Here is a 19,027-nt window from a genome sequence, read left to right on the forward strand (position 1 = left end):
GCTACAATGCCGGCGTGCGGATCAGCCTCGTCCAGCTGCAGAAGGTCGACCCGCCACAGCAGGTCATCGACGCCTTCCGCGATGTCCAGGCGGCGCGCGCCGACCAGGAGCGTCTGCGCAACGAGGCCCAGACTTATGCCAATCGCGTCGTGCCCGAGGCGCGCGGCCGCGCCGCGCAGCTGACGCAGGCGGCTGAAGCCTTCAAGGAGCAGACCGTCGCCGAGGCGCGCGGTCAGGCGAGCCGCTTCAACGCGGTCTACGAGCAATACAAGAAGGCTCCGGGCGTGACGCGCGAGCGTCTGTTCCTGGAGACGATGGAACGCGTGATGGGCGGGACGGACAAGATCATCCTCGACTCGACGGGCAACGGGCAGGGCGTCGTGCCCTATCTGCCGCTCGACCAGCTCCAGCAGCGGCGCCCGGCCCCGGGCCAGCAGCAGGGAGGAGCTCTGCGATGAACTCCCCCGTGTTGCGCGGCGTGCTCCTGATCGGCCTGATCGTCGTCGCCGTCGTGCTCTATGCCTCGACCTTCGTGGTCTCGCAGACGCAGTCGGCCCTTGTCCTGCGCCTCGGCGCGATCCGCAGCGTCGTCACGGCGCCGGGGCTCTACTTCAAGCTCCCGGCCCCGTTCGAACAGGTGACCCTGCTCGATAACCGCATCCTCGATCTCGACCTGCCGGCCCAGGAAATCATCGCCTCGGACCAGAAACGTCTCGTCGTCGATGCCTTCACCCGCTACCGGATCTCCGATCCGCTGCGCTTCTACCAGGCGGTCAACAACATCCCGCGTGCGAACTCGCAGCTCGCCTCGATCGTGAACGGCAATGTCCGCTCCGTTCTGGCGGAGGCCACCTTCACGGCGATGGTGCGCACGGACCGCACGCGCTTGATGAACCGCATTCGTGACGACGTGAACCGGGAGGCCGCCCGCTTCGGCATGTCGGTCGTCGACGTTCGGCTGCGGCGCGTCGACCTGCCGGCAGCGAACTCGGCGGCGGTGTTCCAGCGCATGCAGACGGAGCGCCAGCGCGAGGCAGCGGAAGCCCGCGCCCTCGGCGGCCAGCAGGCGCAGGAAATCCGCGCCCGGGCCGACCGGGACTCGACCGTGATCGTGGCGGAGGCGCAGCAGCACTCCGACGAGATTCGCGGTGCGGGCGAGGCGGAGCGCAACAAGGTCTTCGCCGAAGTCTTCGGCAAGGACCCGGAGTTCTTCTCCTTCTACCGCTCGATGCAGGCCTATGAGGCCAGCATCAAGCCGGGGGATACGCGGATGGTGCTGACGCCGGATTCGCCGTTCTTCCGTTTCTTCAACGGCCCGAACGCGCAGCGTCAGGACGGCCAGGCCGCGGCTCCCGCGACGCCTGCCGCGCCTGCGCCGGCCCGGCCCTGATCATGGCGAGCGACGCGGATGCTTGATTTCGTCGCGGCGCTCGGCCTGGTCTTCGCTATCGAGGGCATTCTCTTCGCCGCGATCCCGCATCTGGCGAAGGATGCCCTCCGTAGCGCGGCCGAAACGCCGGTGGACCGGATGCGGCTCATCGGCATCGGTTCGGCCTTGCTCGGTGTGATCCTGGTCTGGGTCGCGCGCGGCGGCTGACGGAGCGGCGGGGCACATGATCGTGTTCGATGACATGATCGTGCGTCGCCCTTCCGCCGTATTTCGGAGTTCAATCATCGGGCACGTCCGCTTGCCTTGTTGCACCGGGCGTGCATGCCTTTCATCGATCGGCCTGCCTTTTTCCGACATGAGGAATCCTATGGCATCGAACACCCTTTCCGCAGTCCGGCCTGTCCGCATCGCTCTGGCTGCCGGCGTCGCCGGTCTCGCGCTGCTGGCCTCGCCGGTGCTGGCGCCGGGGCATGCACAGGCCAATACGCCGCTCCTCCAGGGGCAGACCTCGTTGGCCGACCTCGTCGACAAGGTCATGCCGGCGGTGGTCAACATCTCGGCGGTCACCACCAACGACACGAAGGGGCGCAACCTGCCGCAGCTGCCGCAGCTCGGCCCCGACACGCCCTTCGGCGATCTGTTCGAGGAATTCTTCAACCGCCGCAACCAGCAGGGCGAGCGCCAGGCGCCGCAGCAGCGCCGCTCGCAATCGGCCGGCTCCGGCTTCGTGATCGATCCCTCGGGCATCGTCGTCACCAACAACCATGTCATCGGGGATGCCAACGAGATCACGGTGATCTTCAATGACGGGCTGCGGCTGAAGGCCGAGGTTGTCGGCAAGGACACCAAGGTCGACCTGGCCGTGCTGCGCGTGAAGCACGACAAGCCGCTGCCCTTCGTCAAGTTCGGCGATTCCGACAAGATGCGGATCGGCGATCCCGTGATGGCGATCGGCAATCCGTTCGGCCTGGGCGGCTCGGTGTCGTCCGGTATCGTCTCGGCTCGCAACCGCGACATCAGCCAGGGTCCGTACGATACCTATATCCAGACCGATGCGGCCATCAACAAGGGCAACTCGGGCGGCCCGCTGTTCAACATGGCCGGCGAGGTCATCGGTATCAACACGGCGATCCTGTCTCCGACGGGCGGCTCGGTCGGCATCGGCTTCGCCGTGCCCTCGACGCTGGCGACCAATGTCGTCGACCAGCTCAAGGAGTTCGGCGAGACCCGGCGCGGGTGGCTCGGCGTGCGAATCCAGACCGTCGACGACGCCACGGCTGAGGCGCTCGGCCTGGGCACGGCGCGCGGCGCGCTCGTCGCCGGCATCGACGAGAAGGGGCCGGCCAAGCCGGCGGGTCTCGAGACGGGCGACGTGATCGTCAAGTTCGACGGCAAGGACGTGAAGGATTCGCGCGACCTGCCGCGCATCGTCGCGGCGACGCCCGTCGGCAAGGACGTGCCGATCCTGGTGATCCGCAAGGGCAAGGAAGAGACCAAGACGGTCAAGCTCGGCCGTCTCGAGGATGGCGAGAAGGTTCAGACGGCTTCCGCCAACAAGCCGACGACCGAGCCGGCGAAGCCCGCCGTGACCAGCGCGCTCGGCCTCGAGTTCTCGCCGCAGACGGACGAGCTCAAGAAGCGCTACACGATCAAGGACGGTCTCAAGGGCGTGGTCATCACCAAGGTCGATGCCAACTCGAACGCCGCCGACAAGCGCATTCTCGTCGGCGAGCTGATCGTCGAGGTCGGTCAGGAGCCGGTCAACGCACCTCAGGACGTGACCAAGCGGCTCGACGCGCTGAAAAAGGAAGGCAAGAAATCCGCCCTCCTGCTCGTCTCGAACGGCCAGGGCGAAGTCCGCTTCGTCGCCGTCTCGATGAACTGAGGCCGGCGATATCCAAAGAATGCCAAAGGGCGGCCCGGAGGGCCGCCCTTTTTTGTTCCTTCACGGATGTGATGCGATGCCAACCGTCATGCTCGCCCTTGTGGCGAGCATCCACGTCTTGAACACGGCCCGGCATCGACGAAGACGTGGATGGTCGGGACAAGCCCGACCATGACGGAGACGTCGCGTTCATCCGCGATGGCGCGATTCCATCCTGCAGAGGCATGCATTAAACACGAGCCCCGGCTTACCGGATTTGGAAGGCGCCCGGAGAGACCGAGATGAAGATCAGCGAGATTCCCTTCGTCACGACCGACTGGTCGACGATTCCCGCCGAGCGCCATGCCGGCGACAGCGGCGAGGCGATCTGGCGCGTCCAGTATTTCGGACCCGAGGACAACCGTATCCGGGTGCGGATGGTCGAGTATTCGCCGGGCTATGTCGCCGACCACTGGTGCTCGAAGGGACACATCATCCTGTGCCTCGAAGGCGAGATGGAAACCACGCTTGCGGACGGGCGCGTGCTGCCCCTCAACGCCGGCATGAGCTATCAGGTCGCCGACAATGCCGAGGCGCATCGCTCCGCGACCAAGACCGGCGCGAAGCTCTTCATCGTCGACTGATCAACCCCGGACGATCTCGCTGCCCGCATAGCCCTGAGCGTAGAGCAAGGCGGTGAGATCGGCGTGGTCGAGCCGGGCGTCGGCCGCAGCCGCGACCGCCGGCTTGGCGCGGAAGGCCACGCCCAGTCCTGCCTCGCCGAGCATGGCGAGGTCGTTGGCGCCATCGCCGACAGCCATCGTCTGCTCCGGCGTCAGCTTGAAGCGGGCGCGCAGTTCGACGAGGGCGTCGAGCTTGGCCTGCTTGCCGAGGATGGGATCGGCAACCTCGCCGTTCAGGATACCGTCATCGGCGATGAGCGTGTTGGAGCGGTGCTCGTCGAAGCCGATGGTCCCTCCGATCGGCCCGGTGAAGACGGTGAAGCCGCCCGAGACGAGGGCGGTGTAGCAACCGTTCGCCCGCATGGTCCGAACAAGCTCGCGCCCGCCCGGCGTCAGCGTGATGCGATCGCGGATGATCTCGCCGACGACGGAAAGCGGCACGCCTTTCAGCAGAGCGACGCGCTCGCGCAGGGCCGGTTCGAACTCGATCTCGCCGCGCATCGCGCGTTCGGTGATTTCTGCGACATGCTCCTTCAGACCGACGACGGCGGCGAGCTCGTCGATGCATTCCTGGCCGATCATCGTCGAATCCATGTCGGCGAGGAACAATGCCTTGCGGCGCGTCGCTGCCGGCTGGACGATGACGTCGATCGCGGCGCCTTTCAGGGCGGTCCGGATCTCGGCTTCGAGCTTGCGCGCGTCAGCCGCTTCCGCGAAGAGATCGGCAGCGATCGCGCCATCGAGCGCGGCCGTGCGGGTGATGCCGGGTACGGCGGCCGCGATGCTGGCGAGCAGGGCTTCGCCGACCAGCGCCTGGCCATGGGCGGATACGAGTGTGGCGACGAGCATGTGGGGAACCGGGTGAAGGCGGAAGGGCAATTCGGCGCGGTGCTCATCGCAGGTCCGACCGCGAGCGGCAAGTCCGCGCTGGCGATCGAGATCGCGCGCCGTACCGGCGGGACCGTCGTCAATGCCGATTCCATGCAGGTCTATACCGATCTGCGCGTCCTATCGGCCCGGCCGAGCGAGGCGGAGGAGGCGATGGTGCCGCATCGCCTCTACGGGCATGTCGACGGCGCGGTGAACTATTCGGCGATGCGCTATGTCGCCGATGTGACCAAGCTGCTCGGCGACCTCCATGCGAAGGGCTCGCTTCCGATTCTGGTCGGCGGCACAGGGCTTTATTTCAAGGCCGTCACCGAAGGTTTTTCAGCGATGCCGCCCGTGCCGGAAGACGTGCGAGCCGCCTTTCGGGCTCATGCCGAAGGACAGGAGACGGTTACGCTCCATGCCGAGCTCGCGGCTTGCGATTCCGCCATGGCGGAGCGCCTTCGGCCAAGCGACCGGATGCGGATCATGCGGGCGCTGGAGGTTTTTCGGGCGACGGGGCGTTCGCTGGCCAGCTTCCAGGGCGAGCGCGAGCCGGGGCCGCTGGGCGATCTGCCGACGCTGCGGCTGTTCGTGCACCCGGAACGCGAGACGGTGAGGGAGCGGATCGACCGGCGCTTCGAGGCGATGATGAGCGAGGGCGCGCTCGACGAGGTCGCACGGTTGAAGGAACGCGGGCTCGATCCGCTGCTGCCGATCATGCGCGCCCATGGCGTGCCCGGCCTGATCGCCCATCTCGACGGAGAGATTACGCTGGAGGAGGCAATCCGGCGTGGCCAGGCCGATACGCGTGCCTATGCCAAAAGACAGGTGACGTGGTTCCGCCACCAGATGGAGGGCTGGGAGGCCGTGGCGCCCGAGGCAGCGCTGGCGCTTGCCGTCCGCCGCCTTGGGCTCTGAGCTTCAGGCCGCTTCGGCGACGGGAGCGGGGTCGGCGAGGCCGAGGCGGTTGCGGCCCTCGTTCTTGGCGCGATAGAGCGCCTGGTCGGCGCGGGCGGTCAGCGATGCCAGCGCTTCGCCGGAATGGCGCGCAGCGATGCCGAGGCTCGCGGTCACCTTCAATGCCAGCGTCTCCGAGACCGGCATCGAGCGCATGAGCAGGGCGTCCTGAATCTGGCGGGCATAAGCCGCCGCGGAGGACAGATCGCAGCCTTGCAGCAGGATGCCGAATTCCTCGCCGCCGAAGCGGCCAACCAGATTATGCGGGTTGCGGAACTGGCCGAGCAGCAGGTCGGCGAAGGCGCGGATCACCGCATCGCCGGCCGGATGGCCATAGGTGTCGTTGACCTGCTTGAAATGATCGAGATCGACGATGATCAGCGCGAGATCGCTGCCATCGGCCTCGCTCGCCGCGATGGCGGCATTGGCCTTGTCCGTGAAAGAGCGGCGGTTGAGCAGCGCGGTCAGCGGGTCGGTCTCGGCGAGGCGGCGCAGTTCGGTCTCGCGTTCCTCGCGCAGGCCGATCTCCTCCGACAGGGCGCGTCGCGTCGCGCGCTCGCGACCGATCTCGAGCGCCAGCGTGGCCGCGCGCATCTGCAGCGTCTGGTTGGCGACCGTCAGGTCGGTGATATCGGTCAGCGTCAGCAGGAGCCCATCGCCGAGCGGAGCAATCGCCACCCTGAGCCAGGTCGTGACGCCGTCGAAGGTGAAGGAGGCCTCGAGCGTGTCCGGGCGCTGCAGGTCGATCGCATAGAGGCAGCGCCGCCAGATCGAAGTATCCGACAGGAAAGGCAGGGTCTCGCGGCCGTCCGTGTCGAGAAGGTCGATTTCGGGGCGTCCGCTCAGTTCGGCGGCGCGCCGGTTGGCTGTGACGATGACGGCCTGCTCGATCCGGCCGGCATCGTCGCGGATGAAGCGCATCGCGACGATGCCGCTGGGCGAGCTTTCGAGCACCGCGTTGAGCAGGTCCTCGCGGAACTGCAGCGGCCGGCTGAAGGCGATGATGAAGCGGCGGCCGTCTCGCGTGACGGTCGGCAGGACCAGGCGTTCCCACAAGGCGACGCGCACGGCCTGGGTCGAACGGTGCACGGTGTAGAGTGGGCGGTCCTCGGCGAGAGCCTGGTCGAAGCTGTCGATGGTGAAACGGGCGACGCGTTCGCGCATGCCCGACAGACGCTGCCCGAGGCGGGTGGCGCCGGAATAACGCACGATCTCGCGCCCGAAATGCAGCCAGCGATAATCGCCGTCCCCGGTCGGCTCCAGGACCATCAGGTCATCGCCGAAATCCGGCAGCAGCGCCGCTGCGAGGGCCTCATAGGCCACGGCCTCGCCCTCATCGCGATGGAGCGCGAAGCGACGCAGAATCTGCGCGATCTCCGGCGCATGCGCGCGCGCCGCGATATTCTCGGAGTGGACCTCGTAATACATAGCCGTCCTGGTTCGAGCGCGCTTACGCTAGGGCCGACGGATTGAAAAAGTGTTCCCTTAAGGCATGACATTTTCCGGACTGGTCGATCGATCGGTCTTTAGAAGCCTTTAGCCATGTTAACGCTTGACCGGCTACGCGCCCTCCGCTAGCGTTCGACAACTTTCGCCAAGGATCATGAGCGCGATGCGCAAGCTTATTCTCGTAGAGGTGCGCTGGTAGGGGCCGGTTTCACGACCGGGCGTCCCCGACGCCAGCGCACGCCCAGGCCCCTCCGAGGGCCTTTTTTATTGCCCGCATTCCAGACAGATCAGAAGACCAGCCGCAGGAGAGCGTTATGAGCGAGATGATGACCGGAGCCGAAATGGTCGTCCGCGCGCTTCAGGATCAGGGTGTCGAGCACCTGTTCGGGTATCCGGGCGGCGCCGTACTTCCGATCTACGACGCGATTTTCCAGCAGGACAAGGTCAAGCACGTGCTCGTCCGCCACGAGCAGGGCGCGGTCCATGCGGCCGAGGGCTATGCCCGCTCCGGCCCGGGCAAGGTCGGCTGCGTGCTCGTCACCTCCGGCCCCGGTGCTACGAACGCCGTCACCGGCCTGACCGACGCGCTGCTCGACTCGATCCCGGTCGTCGTCATCACCGGCCAGGTTCCGACCCATCTGATCGGCTCCGACGCCTTCCAGGAATGCGACACGGTCGGCATCACGCGCTCCTGCACCAAGCACAACTACCTGGTGAAGAGCATCCACGACCTGCCGCGCATCCTGCACGAGGCGTTCTATGTCGCCGCCAACGGCCGTCCGGGCCCGGTCGTGATCGATATCCCCAAGGACATCCAGTTCGCGACCGGCGCCTATAGCCGCCCGCGCGACAACCAGCACAAGACCTACCGTCCGGTGGTCAAGGGCGACCTGAACAAGATCAAGGCCGCGGTCGAGCTGATCGCCGGCGCCAAGCGCCCGATCTTCTATACCGGCGGCGGCGTGGTGAATTCCGGTCCGCATGCCTCGGCGCTGCTGCGCGAGCTCGCGCGGCTGACCGGCTTTCCGGTCACCTCGACCTTGATGGGGCTCGGCGCCTTCCCGGCCGCGGACAAGCAGTGGCTGGGCATGCTGGGCATGCACGGCACCTACGAGGCGAACCTCGCGATGCATGACTGCGACGTCATGATCAATATCGGCGCGCGCTTCGACGACCGCATCACCGGGCGCATCGACGGATTCTCGCCACGCTCGAAGAAGATCCATATCGACATCGATCCGTCCTCGATCAACAAGACGGTCAAGGTCGATATCGGCATCGTCGGCGACTGCGCCCATGTGCTGGAGGATATGGTCCGGATCTGGCGCGAAACCGGCGCCCAGGTCGACAAGACCGCGCTTGCCGCCTGGTGGACGCAGATCGACGGCTGGCGCGGCCGCAAGAGCCTCGCCTACAAGCGCTCGGACACGATCATCAAGCCGCAATATGCCCTGGAGCGCCTGCATGAGCTGACCAAGGATCGCGATACCTACATCACGACCGAAGTCGGCCAGCACCAGATGTGGGCGGCGCAGTATCTGCAGTTCCAGGAGCCGAACCGCTGGATGACCTCGGGCGGGCTCGGCACCATGGGCTACGGCCTGCCGGCTGCCATCGGCGTGCAGATGAAGCATCCCGACGCGCTCGTCATCGACGTTGCTGGCGAGGCCTCGATCCTGATGAACATGCAGGAGATGTCGACGGCGGTGCAGTACCGGCTGCCGGTGAAGATCTTCATCCTCAACAACGAGTACATGGGCATGGTGCGCCAGTGGCAGGAGCTGCTGCATGGCGGGCGCTATTCGGAGAGCTATTCGCAGTCCCTGCCGGACTTCGTGAAGCTGGCCGAGGCCTATGGCGGCCACGGCATCCGCTGCGACGATCCCGCCAAGCTCGACGATGCGATCATGGAGATGATCGAGACGCCCAAGCCCGTGATCTTCGATTGCATCGTCGCCAAGGAAGAGAACTGCTTCCCGATGATCCCGTCGGGCAAGGCGCATAACGAGATGATCCTGCCCGATTTCGAAGGCGATACCGGCCAGATCATCGACGCCAAGGGCAAACAGCTCGTCTGATGCAACATCGTCATGCTCGGGCTTGACCCGAGCATCTCAGGCGGAGTGGGGCGCGAGCCTGCGCCCTTCCGGCGGGAGATTCTCGGGTCGAAGCTCTGCTTCGCCCGAGAATGACGGATGCGGTGCGTGAAGGAAAACACCATGGCCACCATCGGTCTGATCGGCGGGATGAGCTGGGAATCGACCGCGGTCTACTACCGGCTCCTCAACGAGGGCGTGCGCGTCCGCTCGGGCGGTCTGCATTCGGCCGACGTGTTGCTGCATTCGGTCGATTTCGCACCGATCGCCGAAATGCAGGCGAAGGGCGACTGGGCCGCTGCCGGCGCGGCGCTGGCCGCGAGCGCGCGCCGCCTCGAACAGGGCGGGGCCTCCTGCCTCGTGCTCTGCACCAACACCATGCACAAGGTCGCCGACCAGATCATCGCCGCGACCAAGCTGCCTTTCCTGCACCTTGCCGACGTCACGGCGCGGGCGGTGCTGGCTTCGCCCTCACGCCGGCCGCTGCTGCTGGCGACGCGCTTCACCATGGAGCAGGGCTTCTATCGCGACCGGCTGAGGGCTTTCGGCGTCGAGGCCCTGGTGCCGCAGCTTGAAGAACGCGACGACGTCCATCGCATCATCTACGAGGAATTGTGCCGCGGTCGGATCGAGCCGGCGTCGCGCGAGCGCTACCGCGCCATCGTCGCGCGGGCAGCCAGGGAGGAGGGCGCCGACGGCGTCATCCTCGGCTGCACCGAGATCGGCCTCCTGCTCTCGCAGGGCGATGTCTCCGTGCCCGTGTTCGACACCACCGCGCTGCATGTCTCGGCGGCGCTCGATTTCGTCGAGGAGTGGGAGGCCGCGGCGGCATGAAGCTTCTGATCGGCAACAAATGCTACTCGTCCTGGTCGCTCCGGGCCTGGCTTCTGATGCGCGCGACCGGGATCGCCTTCACCGAGCAGCTCGTGCTCCTCGACGAGCCCGGCTTCAAGGAGGCGGTCTTCGCGGCGGCACCCGACAGCGGCGGCACCGTGCCGACGCTGGTCGATGGCGAGATCGCCGTCTGGGAGACGCTGGCGATCTGCGAATATCTGCATGATACGCAGCCGCAGGCCGGCATCTGGCCGCGCGACAAGGCTGCGCGAGCCCATGCGCGCGCCATCTCCAGCGAGATGCATGCGGGCTTCACGGCGCTGCGCAGTGCCTGCCCGATGAATCTCGGCAAGCGCTTTGCGGCGCGCGATCGCGGCCCCGGCGTCGCCCGCGATGTCGAGCGGCTGACCGGCCTGTGGCGGCAGGCGCGCGAGCGCTTCGGCGCCGGCGGGGCCTTCCTCTATGGCGAATTCTCGGCGGCGGATGCGATGTTCGCGCCGGTCGTCACGCGGCTCGACACCTATGGCATCGCCGTCGATCCGGTCTCGCAGGACTACATGCGGGCCGTGCTCGGGCTGCCCGCTTATCGCGAGTGGCTTGCCGCCGCGCTGGTAGAGCCCTGGATCGTAGCCCAGGACGAGGTCGACGAAGCCGTCCTCGTCAATCTCCGCTGAACTCGCCCGTTTCAATCGCTTAGATCTTATCAGCTCCAACCCGCCTGCAGGTCCGTCATGTCGAAGCCCGCTACCCACTACCCGAATGCTCCCAAGGCCCAGCCGACCGCGCGCCACACCCTGGCGGTGATCGTCGACAACGAACCGGGCGTTCTTGCCCGTATCGCCGGGTTGTTCTCGGGCCGGGGCTACAATATCGAGAGCCTTACCGTTTCCGAGACCGAGCATGAGAAGCATCTCTCCCGCATCACGGTCGTGACCTCCGGCACCGCCAATGTCATCGACCAGATCAAGGCGCATCTCGATAGGCTGGTGCCGGTCCACCGCGTCGTCGACCTGACCGAGCAGGGCGAGGCGATCGAGCGCGAGCTGGCGCTGGTCAAGGTCGTCGGCAAGGGGGATCACCGCGTCGAGGCGATGCGCCTCGCCTCTGCTTTCGGCGCGCGCGTGCTCGATGCCTCGCTGACCTCCTTCGTCTTCGAACTGACCGGTGCGACCGAGGAAATCGAGCGCTTCATCAAGACGATGACGGCGGTCGGCCTGACCGAGGTCTCGCGGACCGGCATCGCCGCGATGAGCCGCGGCCCGGACTCGATGTGAGCATGGCACTGACTCCGGATTTCCTGAGCCAGATCGCCATGGTCCTCGGTGTCGTCGGCCTCGGCTGCTTCGCCTGGCCGATCATGATGCGCCTTAACGGCAAGGCGCAGGCCGAGCCGCCCGGCAGCGGCAGGAGCCTGCGCTCGCCATTGTGGTGGGCCGGTTTCCTTTTGACGATCGCGGCGATCTTCCTCCAGCGCATCGCCAGCCAGCAGGCCTCCGGCGGTTGACGCAGCGCCTGAAATAGGCCGTCTTGCTTCGCCAGAGCTGGGCGCGCATGACTTGGGGAGGAGGGGCGCCCGATGTCGATCCAGCTCGAAATCCGCAGCTATAGCGGCGGCGATCGTCATCATCACGATTTCAGCCAGATCCTGCTGCCGATGCAGGGCGCCATGCGGCTGGATGTCGAGGGGCGCCGGGGCGTCGTCTCGCATAACTGCGTCGCGCTGATCCCACGGCATTGCGAGCACGGCTTCGAGCCGAGCAGCGATTGCAGCATGCTCATCCTCGACGTCGATACCGCGAGCCTTGGCAGCGAGGCGCCACCCGCGCTGCTCGACCGCCAGCAGCCTTCGCTCCTGCCGATCGCGCCCTGGCTGTGGCGCATGTTCCGCCAGCTCGGTGCCGAAGTGGAAACCGGGGCCTGTCCGAGTGGAGCCGCCGCGCGCATGGCGATGACGGCGCTGCATCTGGTCGAGCCCGACGAGAGGCCGCAGCCCTGGTCGCGCGCGGAGCGGCGTGTGCTGGACGTAGCCGAGGCGGGGCAGGGCACAGGCGTCGCCCAGATGGCCCGGATGGCCGGGCTTGGACAGAGCCAGTTCCACGCGCTGTTCAGGGCGACCATGGGCCGCTCGCCCAAGCAGTTGCAGCTCCAGCGCCTGTTCGAACGCGCTGCCGAGAGGCTGGCGACGACGGCCGCGCCGATCTCGGAGATCGCCTATGATCTCGGCTATCAGAACGCGGCTTCGTTCAACCGGCAGTTCAAGCGTCGTTTCGGCCTGACGCCGAGCGAGTTCCGCGCGGCGAACCGGGGTACCGCAGAAGCCTGATCCCCGGCATCGCAGTTTCGGTCAAGCCGTTCGGAGTTTCGGCCCATCACGGCTGTTTCGGCGCTTGTTAGATTGAGCGCTCGCGATGACCGCTTGAGGAGCGCCCGAGAATGAAGCTGACCGATTTCAAAGTCCTGACATTCGATTGCTACGGTACCCTGATCGACTGGGAGACCGGCATCTGGAACGCCTTGCAGCCGCTGCTGAGCGCCGGCGGAATCGTGCTGGAGCGCGAGGACGCGCTCGCGCGTTTCGCCCGCTACGAGAGCGAGCAGGAAGAGGTGACGCCGTCGCTGCGCTATCCGACGCTGCTGGCCGCGGTCCATGCGCGCTTCGCCCGGGACCTGGGCGTGCGTATCCATGCCGATCTCAACGAGCGCTTCGGGGCCTCGGTGCCGGACTGGCCGGCCTTTCCCGATTCAGCCGAGGCGCTCGCCTATCTCAAGCGGCACTACAAGCTCGTCATCCTCTCCAATGTCGATCGCCAGAGCTTCGCCGCCAGCAACCGCAAGCTCGGCGTGACCTTCGACGGCATCCATACGGCCGAGGATATCGGTTCCTACAAGCCCGATCCGCGCAACTTCGCCTTCCTGCTGGAGCATCTCGCGGCCGATCTCAGGCTCGCCGCGCAGGATGTGCTGCATACCGCGCAGAGCCTCTTCCACGACCATGTTCCCGCACAGAAGGCTGGTCTGGCGCGGGCCTGGATCGACCGGCGCTTCGACAAGACGGGAAGCGGCGCGACGCAGGTGCCCGAGAAGCGCCCGAGCGTGGATTTCCACTTCAAGAGCCTGGCCGACATGGCGCAGGCGCATCGCGAGGCTGTGGCCTGACGGGGAGGTGGCGGCGGTTCAGCCGCTGAAGCCGCCTTCGTCGAGGAAGGCGCGCTCCTGCGCCGTGGTCTGGCGGCCGAGCACGGAATTGCGGTGCGGGAAGCGGCCGAAATCGCGGATGATGTCGCGGTGGATCTCGGCATATTTCACGCCGTCGGCATCGTCGGCCGCGGCGCAGAGTTCGATGCAGCGCTCCTGATCGGCGAGCCCTTCCGAATGCATGAAGGGCATGTAGAAGAAGCGCTTCTCCGGCGGCTGGTAGGCCTTGTCGAATCCTCTGGCGATGGCGCGCTCGGCAACTTCGACGGCTAGCGCGTCGGTGGCGAAGGCGCGTGGGCTGCTGCGGAACATGTTGCGGGGGAACTGATCGAGCAGGATCAGCAGCGCATAGACGCCTTCTGGCGTGCCCTCCCAATCCGCCAGCTTGCCCGCTGCCGCAGCTTCATGAGCGGGCAGGAAGCGCTTGGTGATCTCGGCATCGAAGGCCTCGTCCTTGGCGAACCATTTCTCCGGGCCGGCCACGCGCCAGAAGCTGACGATGTCATGGGCGCTGGGCAGGGTCATGGAGGGCTCCGTTCCTGAGAATTGGTTCGCCCAGAGATAATTCTTCTTCAGCCATCCGCCAGTCGCGAATAACGCTTGCGGGCCGTCCGTCGCTGCGATAGATGCCTGAACCGTAACGTACGGTACTGGATTTCTTCCGCCCATGACGCAAGGCTCCGCAGAGACGCAAGGCGAGGCGCTGACAGCGCGCCAGCAGGCCGTGCTCGATGCCGTGCTGAGCCTGATGGTCGAGAAGGGCAGCGGGCTGACCATGACCGCCGTGGCGCGGCGCGCGAGCTGCTCCAAGGAAACGCTCTACAAGTGGTTCGGCGATCGCGACGGTTTGCTCACCGCGACCGTGCAATGGCAGGCCTCGAAGGTGAGGGCGGGCAATTACGACCGGCAGAACCTCGATGCCGGCACCCTGCGTGAGAGCCTGAAAGGCTTCGCCGCGAACTGGCTTGAGGTGATCACCTCGCCGACCTCGATCGCGCTCAACCGCATCGGCATCAGCCAGGCGGCCTCGCGCGACGGCAATCTCGGCTCCATCGTGCTGGCCAATGGCCGCTTCGCCATCGGCGAGCGGCTGAAACCCGTGCTCGATGCCGGACGCGAGGCGGGTCTGCTCGCCTTCGCCGATACCGAGACGGCCTTCCGCACCTTCTTCGGCCTCGCCGGCCGCGACGTCCAGATCCGGCTCCTGCTCGGCGATACGCTGACGCTGAGCCGGGCCGAGATCGCCGCCGATTCCGAGCGGGCGACCGAGCAGTTTCTCACCCTCTACGGCACGGGGCTCATCGCTTCTGGCCGGGACAAGACCAACGCGTGACAAAGGAGACACCCATGCGCGTTTATTATGATCGTGATGCCGACATCAACCTGATCAAGGGCAAGAAGGTCTGCATCGTCGGCTACGGCTCGCAGGGCCACGCCCACGCGCTCAACCTGCGCGATTCCGGCGTCAAGGACGTCATCATCGCGCTCAAGGCCGGCTCGGCCACGCGCAAGAAGGCCGAAGAGGCCGGCTTCAAGGTGATGACCCCGTCGGAGGCCGCCAAGGTCTCGGACATCATGATGATGCTGACCCCGGACGAGCTGCAGGGCGACATCTATCGCGACGAGCTGCACGCCAACATGAAGGAAGGCGCTGCCCTCCTGTTCGCGCACGGCCTCAACGTTCATTTCAACCTGATCGAGCCGCGCAAGGACCTCGATGTGCTGATGGTCGCCCCGAAGGGCCCCGGCCACACCGTCCGTTCCGAGTATCAGCGCGGCGGCGGCGTGCCGACCCTGATCGCGATTCACCAGGACGCGACCGGCAACGCCCATGACCTCGGCCTGTCCTACGCCTCGGCCAATGGCGGCGGCCGCGCCGGCATCATCGAGACCACCTTCAAGGAAGAGTGCGAGACCGATCTCTTCGGCGAGCAGGTCGTGCTCTGCGGCGGCCTGGTCGAGCTGATCAAGGCCGGCTACGAGACGCTGACCGAGGCCGGCTACGCCCCCGAGATGGCCTATTTCGAATGCCTCCACGAGGTGAAGCTGATCGTGGACCTGATCTACGAAGGCGGCATCGCCAACATGAACTACTCGATCTCGAACACCGCCGAATACGGCGAGTACGTCACCGGCCCGCGGATCATCACGCCCGAGACCAAGGCCGAGATGAAGCGCGTCCTCAACGACATCCAGTCGGGCAAGTTCACCCGCGACTGGATGCTCGAGAACAAGGTCAACCAGACCTCGTTCAAGGCGACCCGCGCCCGCTACGCCGCTCATCCGATCGAGGAAGTCGGCGCCAAGCTCCGCGACATGATGCCGTGGATCAAGGCCAAGGCCCTGGTCGACAAGACCAAGAACTGATCCGGCGCAAGCTCGCGTCGACGCTGGTCGCCGCGGGCTTTCCAGATTGATTCAAGGTGTTCCGGATTTGATTCCGGAACACCCGGCAGTCGACTGATATCAAACGATATTGTTGCCGGCGGGCGGTGGCTGAGAGGCTGCCGCCCGTCGCTATTCAGCGGGTGCGCAGGAACAGTCCTGCGGCGAAGGCGTTCCTCTTGCGGTGCAGGCCCGGCTAGGCCTGCGAGACCTCAAGGAGACGGTCATGACGGTCGATACCCGACCCAGAGTGCCGGTCGAGGATTTGGACAAGGCCCGCGGTGGCGATGCCATTCCGCCGATGCGGGCCGACGATCACAGCGACGCCCATCCGGCGGTGGAGACCCCGATCGAAGCGCGGCAAGGCTTTCTCGGCCGGCCGGTGCTGATTGTGCTGATCGGCGGCCTCGTGCTCGTGACGATCGCGTGGATCGCCGTGGAGAAGCTGGTCTACTGAGTTTTGCGAAAGCGTTCGTGTTTGCCCGAGACAGGGGAGGCAGTGATGGAACATCTGCGCATTCTTGAAACGCCCATGGCGATCCGCGTCGTGATGGCGCTGTCGCTGGCGATGATGCTGGCGGTGATCGTCGGGCTGGTCTGACAGAACCGCTTTCGGGATCTGAAATATCGAAGCCTCCGGCGCTTGGCGCCGGAGGCTTTTCCATGGGGAGCGCCGATCAGAAGGTGATCTTGTCCTTGATCTCGGCCTCGACATTCGAGGGCAGCGTGCCGCGTTTCACGAGGTCGGCGAAATCCTTGAATTTCGCCTTGCCGCGCTCCTCGATGATCTTCTTGGCGCGGGCCTCGCCGATGCCCTTCAGCGTGTCGAGCTCGGCGGCGGTCGCGGTGTTGATGTTGATCTTCTTGGCATGGGCCGCGGCGGGCGTGGCCACGGCCGGGGTCGCAGGCTTTGCGGCGGGAGCGGCCTGCGTGGCAGGCGCCGCAGGCGCGGTGACGGGCGCGGCCGGCTTGGCGGTGGAGGGAGCCGGCGTCGCGGTTTGTGCGAAGGCCTGGCCGCCCATGGCGGCAAGCGCGACGAGGGGGATGAGGAAACGAGACATCGTCATGACTTAAGACCTCGCGGGTCGGCCCGGATCATCGCATCCGCCGGGGGCCGGGTCCCTCCGCCGGACGACGCTGGCGGCGCGGGGCCGTTCAGCGTGTCGCGCCGGGCTCGCCGTGGGGACGTGCCGCGATGCGACGACGCGAATAAGCGCCTTCCGGCTTGAACGGACTCCGAATGGCGCGTTCACCGGGCAGTCAGGTTTCCGGCGCGGTCAGCGCGCCAGGAACTCGCTGAGACGGCCGACGCCATAGAGCAGGCCGAAGCCCCAGGCGAAGGAGGCCAGCCAGTTGGCGAGCTGAAACTGCCAGGAGGGCATCGCGACGATGCCGGCAACGATGGCGATGACCGCCCGCAGCGGCCCGAAGAAATGGCCGATCAGGATGCTGGCGACGCCCCATTTCTCGAAGAAGGCATGGCCGCGATCGAGCAGTTGCGGATTCTTGCTGAAAGGCCAGTAGTCGTGGACGCGAGGCCCCAACAGAAGTCCCGCCCAGTAGGACACCCAGAAGCCGGCACCGGCGCCGAGCGAGGCTGCGAGCCCGAGCGGCACGAGATTGAGTCCCGAAGCGCCGGCGACGGCACCGAAAGTGGTGAAGAACACCGTGGCAGGGACCAGCCAGGAGAGAATCGCGACGCATTCGGCGAAGGCTACCGCGAAGACGATCGGGATCGCCCATTGCTGGTTGGCCTGCATGAACGCGACGAGCGCCTTCATGGCTTGTTCGAGTTCGGCCATGGCGTTCGGCTCGGCTCCTGCGGGGTCGGGTCGGTCTCGCCATATGGCCGGGTCGCTGGCGCGATGCAAGCGACGCGCTACCGCAGGGCAAGGCGTTGCCTTCCCGGGATGATCGCCTATTAATTCCGGCAACGCGAAAAGCTGACGGCGCGGCGGAAGGCCAAGCCTGACGGGGAAACGGATTTCCATGGAGTTGCAGGATCGCCCGCATGCGCATGCGGGCACAGGTGGGGTTTCGTCAGATGGTCCGGCCGTGGCGCTCGGTGGCATCGACATCACCTTCCATCTCGCCGATGGCGGCCGCTATCAGGCGGTGAAGGGCATCGACCTCAAGGTGCATCCCGGTGAGTTCGTCTCGATCGTCGGGCCGACCGGTTGCGGCAAGTCCACGCTGCTGAACGCGGCGGCCGGCCTGCTCTCGCCCTCGGCCGGCACGGTCGGCATCTTCGGCAAGCCGCTCTCGGGGCTGAACCGGCGCGCCGGTTATCTCTTCCAGCAGGACGCCCTGATGCCGTGGAAGACGGCGCTGGAGAACGTCAAGGTCGCGCTGGAGCCGATGGGCGTGCCAAGCCATGAGGCCGACCAGCGGGCGCGCGAATGGCTCGGCCGCGTGGGCTTGCGCACTTTCGTCGACCGCTATCCGCACATGCTCTCGGGCGGGCAGCGCAAGCGCGTCAGCCTGGCGCAGATGCTGATCCGCAATCCCGAGATTCTGCTGATGGACGAGCCCTTCGGGCCGCTCGACGCACAGACCCGGCAGATCATGGGCAATCTCCTGCTCGATCTCTGGTCGCGCGACCGCAAGGCGCTGATGTTCGTGACCCATGACCTGGAAGAGGCGATCGCGCTCTCCGACCGGGTCGTGGTGATGTCGGCGGGGCCGGCGGCTGGAATCGTCGCCGATTACAAGGTCGATCTGCCGCGCCCGCGCGACATTGCCGATATCCGGCTGGAGAAGGCCTTCCACGAGATCCATCGCGATATCTGGGCCTCGCTGCGTGTCGAGGTGCAGAAGGCCTATGCGATGGGCGAGGGGCGCGAACTCGTCGGGGGAGACGCATCATGAGGCGCCTGAAGCTGCTCTCGCTCCAGATCCTGGTGATGCTGGTCTTCCTGGGCGTCTGGCATGTCGTGACGACCACGAGCCTGTTCGGCGACGTGAAGACGATGCAGTTCTTCTTCTCGACGCCGGGTGCGGTGCTGGCGCGTACCTTCAAGCAGCTCACCAGCGCGGACATCTATTATCATCTCGGCATCACGCTCACCGAGACGGTGCTGGCCTTCGTCATCGGCTCGGTGGCCGGCATCCTGTTCGGCTTCGCCTTCGCCCGGCGCGAGCTGCTCTCGGCGGTGTTCGATCCCTATATCAAGGCGGCGAATGCTCTGCCGCGTGTCGTGCTGGCGCCGATCTTCGCGCTCTGGTTCGGCTTGGGCATCTGGTCGAAGGTGGCGCTCGGCTTCACGCTCGTCTTCTTCATCGTGTTCTTCAACGTCTACCAGGG

Annotated in this window: 23 protein-coding genes; 18 read left to right on the top strand and 5 right to left on the bottom strand. The window is 66.2% G+C overall.

Translation table 11 applies throughout. From position 1 onward, the window contains the following. The 5 genes from hflK to Q0Q36_RS23030 all read left to right on the top strand — a co-directional run. Positions 1-458, top strand: a 458-nt coding sequence (hflK, locus tag Q0Q36_RS23010; RefSeq protein WP_293801821.1) for a protease modulator HflK, incomplete at its 5' end; no start/stop codon positions are given. After that, on the top strand, positions 455-1,390 hold the full coding sequence (gene hflC, locus Q0Q36_RS23015) for a protease modulator HflC (RefSeq protein WP_293801823.1): 936 nt from the start codon (positions 455-457) through the stop codon (positions 1,388-1,390). The genes hflK and hflC, both read left to right, overlap by 4 nt. Positions 1,391-1,408: 18 nt before the next feature. Next, complete coding sequence (locus Q0Q36_RS23020; RefSeq protein ID WP_265060202.1) at positions 1,409-1,597, top strand: DUF2065 domain-containing protein; 189 nt, start codon at positions 1,409-1,411, stop codon at positions 1,595-1,597. A gap of 160 nt (positions 1,598-1,757) precedes the next feature. Continuing rightward, on the top strand, positions 1,758-3,275 hold the full coding sequence (locus tag Q0Q36_RS23025) for a DegQ family serine endoprotease (protein ID WP_265060201.1): 1,518 nt from the start codon (positions 1,758-1,760) through the stop codon (positions 3,273-3,275). A gap of 281 nt (positions 3,276-3,556) precedes the next feature. Then, a complete protein-coding gene (locus tag Q0Q36_RS23030; protein ID WP_293801825.1) occupies positions 3,557-3,898 on the top strand; it encodes a DHCW motif cupin fold protein in 342 nt (113 codons plus the stop codon). On the opposite strand, the gene serB is transcribed toward Q0Q36_RS23030, so the two are convergent. Then, on the bottom strand, positions 3,899-4,786 hold the full coding sequence (gene serB, locus Q0Q36_RS23035; protein WP_293801827.1) for a phosphoserine phosphatase SerB: 888 nt from the start codon (positions 4,784-4,786) through the stop codon (positions 3,899-3,901). A 12-nt stretch (positions 4,787-4,798) separates the two neighbouring features. On the opposite strand from serB, the gene miaA reads away from it, so the two are divergent. After that, a complete protein-coding gene (gene miaA, locus Q0Q36_RS23040) occupies positions 4,799-5,725 on the top strand; it encodes a tRNA (adenosine(37)-N6)-dimethylallyltransferase MiaA (RefSeq protein WP_293801856.1) in 927 nt (308 codons plus the stop codon). Between the two features lie 3 nt (positions 5,726-5,728). Here miaA and Q0Q36_RS23045 read toward each other — a convergent pair whose 3' ends face one another. Continuing rightward, the gene (locus Q0Q36_RS23045) at positions 5,729-7,192 is read right to left on the bottom strand and encodes a diguanylate cyclase (RefSeq protein WP_293801829.1); all 1,464 of its coding nucleotides are present in this window, start codon (positions 7,190-7,192) and stop codon (positions 5,729-5,731) included. Positions 7,193-7,527: 335 nt separating this feature from the next. Here Q0Q36_RS23045 and Q0Q36_RS23050 point away from each other — a divergent pair, with 335 nt between their 5' ends. The 7 genes from Q0Q36_RS23050 to Q0Q36_RS23080 all read left to right on the top strand — a co-directional run bounded on the left by Q0Q36_RS23050 (position 7,528) and on the right by Q0Q36_RS23080 (position 13,299). After that, positions 7,528-9,291 carry an acetolactate synthase 3 large subunit gene (locus Q0Q36_RS23050; protein WP_293801831.1) on the top strand — a complete coding sequence of 588 codons (1,764 nt, stop codon included), beginning with the start codon at positions 7,528-7,530 and terminating at the stop codon, positions 9,289-9,291. 141 nt (positions 9,292-9,432) lie between these two features. Beyond that, positions 9,433-10,143 (top strand): aspartate/glutamate racemase family protein, encoded by a 711-nt coding sequence (locus tag Q0Q36_RS23055; RefSeq protein ID WP_293801833.1) that lies wholly within the window; start codon positions 9,433-9,435, stop codon positions 10,141-10,143. Then, entirely contained in the window at positions 10,140-10,817 is a 678-nt protein-coding gene (locus Q0Q36_RS23060; RefSeq protein ID WP_293801835.1) for a glutathione S-transferase family protein, read from the top strand. Before Q0Q36_RS23055 ends, Q0Q36_RS23060 begins: the two co-directional genes overlap by 4 nt. Positions 10,818-10,874: 57 nt before the next feature. Then, on the top strand, positions 10,875-11,417 hold the full coding sequence (gene ilvN, locus Q0Q36_RS23065; protein ID WP_047580085.1) for an acetolactate synthase small subunit: 543 nt from the start codon (positions 10,875-10,877) through the stop codon (positions 11,415-11,417). 2 nt (positions 11,418-11,419) lie between these two features. Beyond that, on the top strand, positions 11,420-11,647 hold the full coding sequence (locus Q0Q36_RS23070) for a hypothetical protein (RefSeq protein ID WP_293801839.1): 228 nt from the start codon (positions 11,420-11,422) through the stop codon (positions 11,645-11,647). 72 nt (positions 11,648-11,719) lie between these two features. Then, on the top strand, positions 11,720-12,466 hold the full coding sequence (locus Q0Q36_RS23075) for an AraC family transcriptional regulator (RefSeq protein ID WP_293801841.1): 747 nt from the start codon (positions 11,720-11,722) through the stop codon (positions 12,464-12,466). 110 nt (positions 12,467-12,576) lie between these two features. Further along, entirely contained in the window at positions 12,577-13,299 is a 723-nt protein-coding gene (locus Q0Q36_RS23080) for a haloacid dehalogenase type II (protein WP_293801843.1), read from the top strand. An 18-nt stretch (positions 13,300-13,317) separates the two neighbouring features. Here the strand turns inward: Q0Q36_RS23080 and Q0Q36_RS23085 are convergent, their stop codons facing one another. Next, positions 13,318-13,863 (bottom strand): DUF924 family protein, encoded by a 546-nt coding sequence (locus Q0Q36_RS23085; protein WP_293801844.1) that lies wholly within the window; start codon positions 13,861-13,863, stop codon positions 13,318-13,320. Positions 13,864-14,005: 142 nt separating this feature from the next. Here Q0Q36_RS23085 and Q0Q36_RS23090 point away from each other — a divergent pair, with 142 nt between their 5' ends. The 3 genes from Q0Q36_RS23090 to Q0Q36_RS23100 all read left to right on the top strand — a co-directional run bounded on the left by Q0Q36_RS23090 (position 14,006) and on the right by Q0Q36_RS23100 (position 16,180). After that, a complete protein-coding gene (locus Q0Q36_RS23090) occupies positions 14,006-14,671 on the top strand; it encodes a TetR/AcrR family transcriptional regulator C-terminal domain-containing protein (protein ID WP_293801846.1) in 666 nt (221 codons plus the stop codon). A gap of 14 nt (positions 14,672-14,685) precedes the next feature. Then, a complete protein-coding gene (gene ilvC / locus Q0Q36_RS23095; protein WP_293801848.1) occupies positions 14,686-15,705 on the top strand; it encodes a ketol-acid reductoisomerase in 1,020 nt (339 codons plus the stop codon). A gap of 244 nt (positions 15,706-15,949) precedes the next feature. Continuing rightward, positions 15,950-16,180, top strand: a complete 231-nt coding sequence (locus Q0Q36_RS23100) for a hypothetical protein (RefSeq protein WP_293801850.1) — start codon at positions 15,950-15,952, stop codon at positions 16,178-16,180. A 220-nt stretch (positions 16,181-16,400) separates the two neighbouring features. Here Q0Q36_RS23100 and Q0Q36_RS23105 read toward each other — a convergent pair whose 3' ends face one another. After that, positions 16,401-16,790, bottom strand: coding sequence for a DUF655 domain-containing protein (locus Q0Q36_RS23105; RefSeq protein WP_293801852.1), 390 nt, complete (start codon positions 16,788-16,790; stop codon positions 16,401-16,403). A gap of 210 nt (positions 16,791-17,000) precedes the next feature. After that, positions 17,001-17,525, bottom strand: a complete 525-nt coding sequence (locus tag Q0Q36_RS23110; RefSeq protein ID WP_265060186.1) for a DedA family protein — start codon at positions 17,523-17,525, stop codon at positions 17,001-17,003. Between the two features lie 253 nt (positions 17,526-17,778). On the opposite strand from Q0Q36_RS23110, the gene Q0Q36_RS23115 reads away from it, so the two are divergent. Both Q0Q36_RS23115 and Q0Q36_RS23120 read left to right on the top strand, forming a co-directional pair. Beyond that, positions 17,779-18,591 (top strand): ABC transporter ATP-binding protein, encoded by an 813-nt coding sequence (locus Q0Q36_RS23115; protein ID WP_367187195.1) that lies wholly within the window; start codon positions 17,779-17,781, stop codon positions 18,589-18,591. Beyond that, positions 18,588-19,027 (top strand): ABC transporter permease (locus Q0Q36_RS23120; protein WP_367187196.1); only part of this gene is annotated, 440 nt, incomplete at its 3' end. The genes Q0Q36_RS23115 and Q0Q36_RS23120, both read left to right, overlap by 4 nt.

Source organism: uncultured Allobosea sp., from assembly GCF_945957345.1.
Lineage (GTDB): Bacteria > Pseudomonadota > Alphaproteobacteria > Rhizobiales > Beijerinckiaceae > Allobosea.

Excerpts from the sequence above, each read along its gene's own strand:
- hflC (WP_293801823.1), top strand. The coding sequence starts at position 455 with ATGAACTCCCCCGTGTTGCGCGGCGTGCTCCTGATCGGCCTGATCGTC.
- Q0Q36_RS23020 (WP_265060202.1), top strand. The coding sequence starts at position 1,409 with ATGCTTGATTTCGTCGCGGCGCTCGGCCTGGTCTTCGCTATCGAGGGC.
- Q0Q36_RS23025 (WP_265060201.1), top strand. The coding sequence starts at position 1,758 with ATGGCATCGAACACCCTTTCCGCAGTCCGGCCTGTCCGCATCGCTCTG.
- Q0Q36_RS23030 (WP_293801825.1), top strand. The coding sequence starts at position 3,557 with ATGAAGATCAGCGAGATTCCCTTCGTCACGACCGACTGGTCGACGATT.
- serB (WP_293801827.1), bottom strand. The coding sequence starts at position 4,786 with ATGCTCGTCGCCACACTCGTATCCGCCCATGGCCAGGCGCTGGTCGGC.
- Q0Q36_RS23045 (WP_293801829.1), bottom strand. The coding sequence starts at position 7,192 with ATGTATTACGAGGTCCACTCCGAGAATATCGCGGCGCGCGCGCATGCG.
- Q0Q36_RS23050 (WP_293801831.1), top strand. The coding sequence starts at position 7,528 with ATGAGCGAGATGATGACCGGAGCCGAAATGGTCGTCCGCGCGCTTCAG.
- Q0Q36_RS23055 (WP_293801833.1), top strand. The coding sequence starts at position 9,433 with ATGGCCACCATCGGTCTGATCGGCGGGATGAGCTGGGAATCGACCGCG.
- Q0Q36_RS23060 (WP_293801835.1), top strand. The coding sequence starts at position 10,140 with ATGAAGCTTCTGATCGGCAACAAATGCTACTCGTCCTGGTCGCTCCGG.
- ilvN (WP_047580085.1), top strand. The coding sequence starts at position 10,875 with ATGTCGAAGCCCGCTACCCACTACCCGAATGCTCCCAAGGCCCAGCCG.
- Q0Q36_RS23070 (WP_293801839.1), top strand. The coding sequence starts at position 11,420 with ATGGCACTGACTCCGGATTTCCTGAGCCAGATCGCCATGGTCCTCGGT.
- Q0Q36_RS23075 (WP_293801841.1), top strand. The coding sequence starts at position 11,720 with ATGTCGATCCAGCTCGAAATCCGCAGCTATAGCGGCGGCGATCGTCAT.
- Q0Q36_RS23080 (WP_293801843.1), top strand. The coding sequence starts at position 12,577 with ATGAAGCTGACCGATTTCAAAGTCCTGACATTCGATTGCTACGGTACC.
- Q0Q36_RS23085 (WP_293801844.1), bottom strand. The coding sequence starts at position 13,863 with ATGACCCTGCCCAGCGCCCATGACATCGTCAGCTTCTGGCGCGTGGCC.
- Q0Q36_RS23090 (WP_293801846.1), top strand. The coding sequence starts at position 14,006 with ATGACGCAAGGCTCCGCAGAGACGCAAGGCGAGGCGCTGACAGCGCGC.
- ilvC (WP_293801848.1), top strand. The coding sequence starts at position 14,686 with ATGCGCGTTTATTATGATCGTGATGCCGACATCAACCTGATCAAGGGC.
- Q0Q36_RS23100 (WP_293801850.1), top strand. The coding sequence starts at position 15,950 with ATGACGGTCGATACCCGACCCAGAGTGCCGGTCGAGGATTTGGACAAG.
- Q0Q36_RS23105 (WP_293801852.1), bottom strand. The coding sequence starts at position 16,790 with ATGACGATGTCTCGTTTCCTCATCCCCCTCGTCGCGCTTGCCGCCATG.
- Q0Q36_RS23110 (WP_265060186.1), bottom strand. The coding sequence starts at position 17,525 with ATGGCCGAACTCGAACAAGCCATGAAGGCGCTCGTCGCGTTCATGCAG.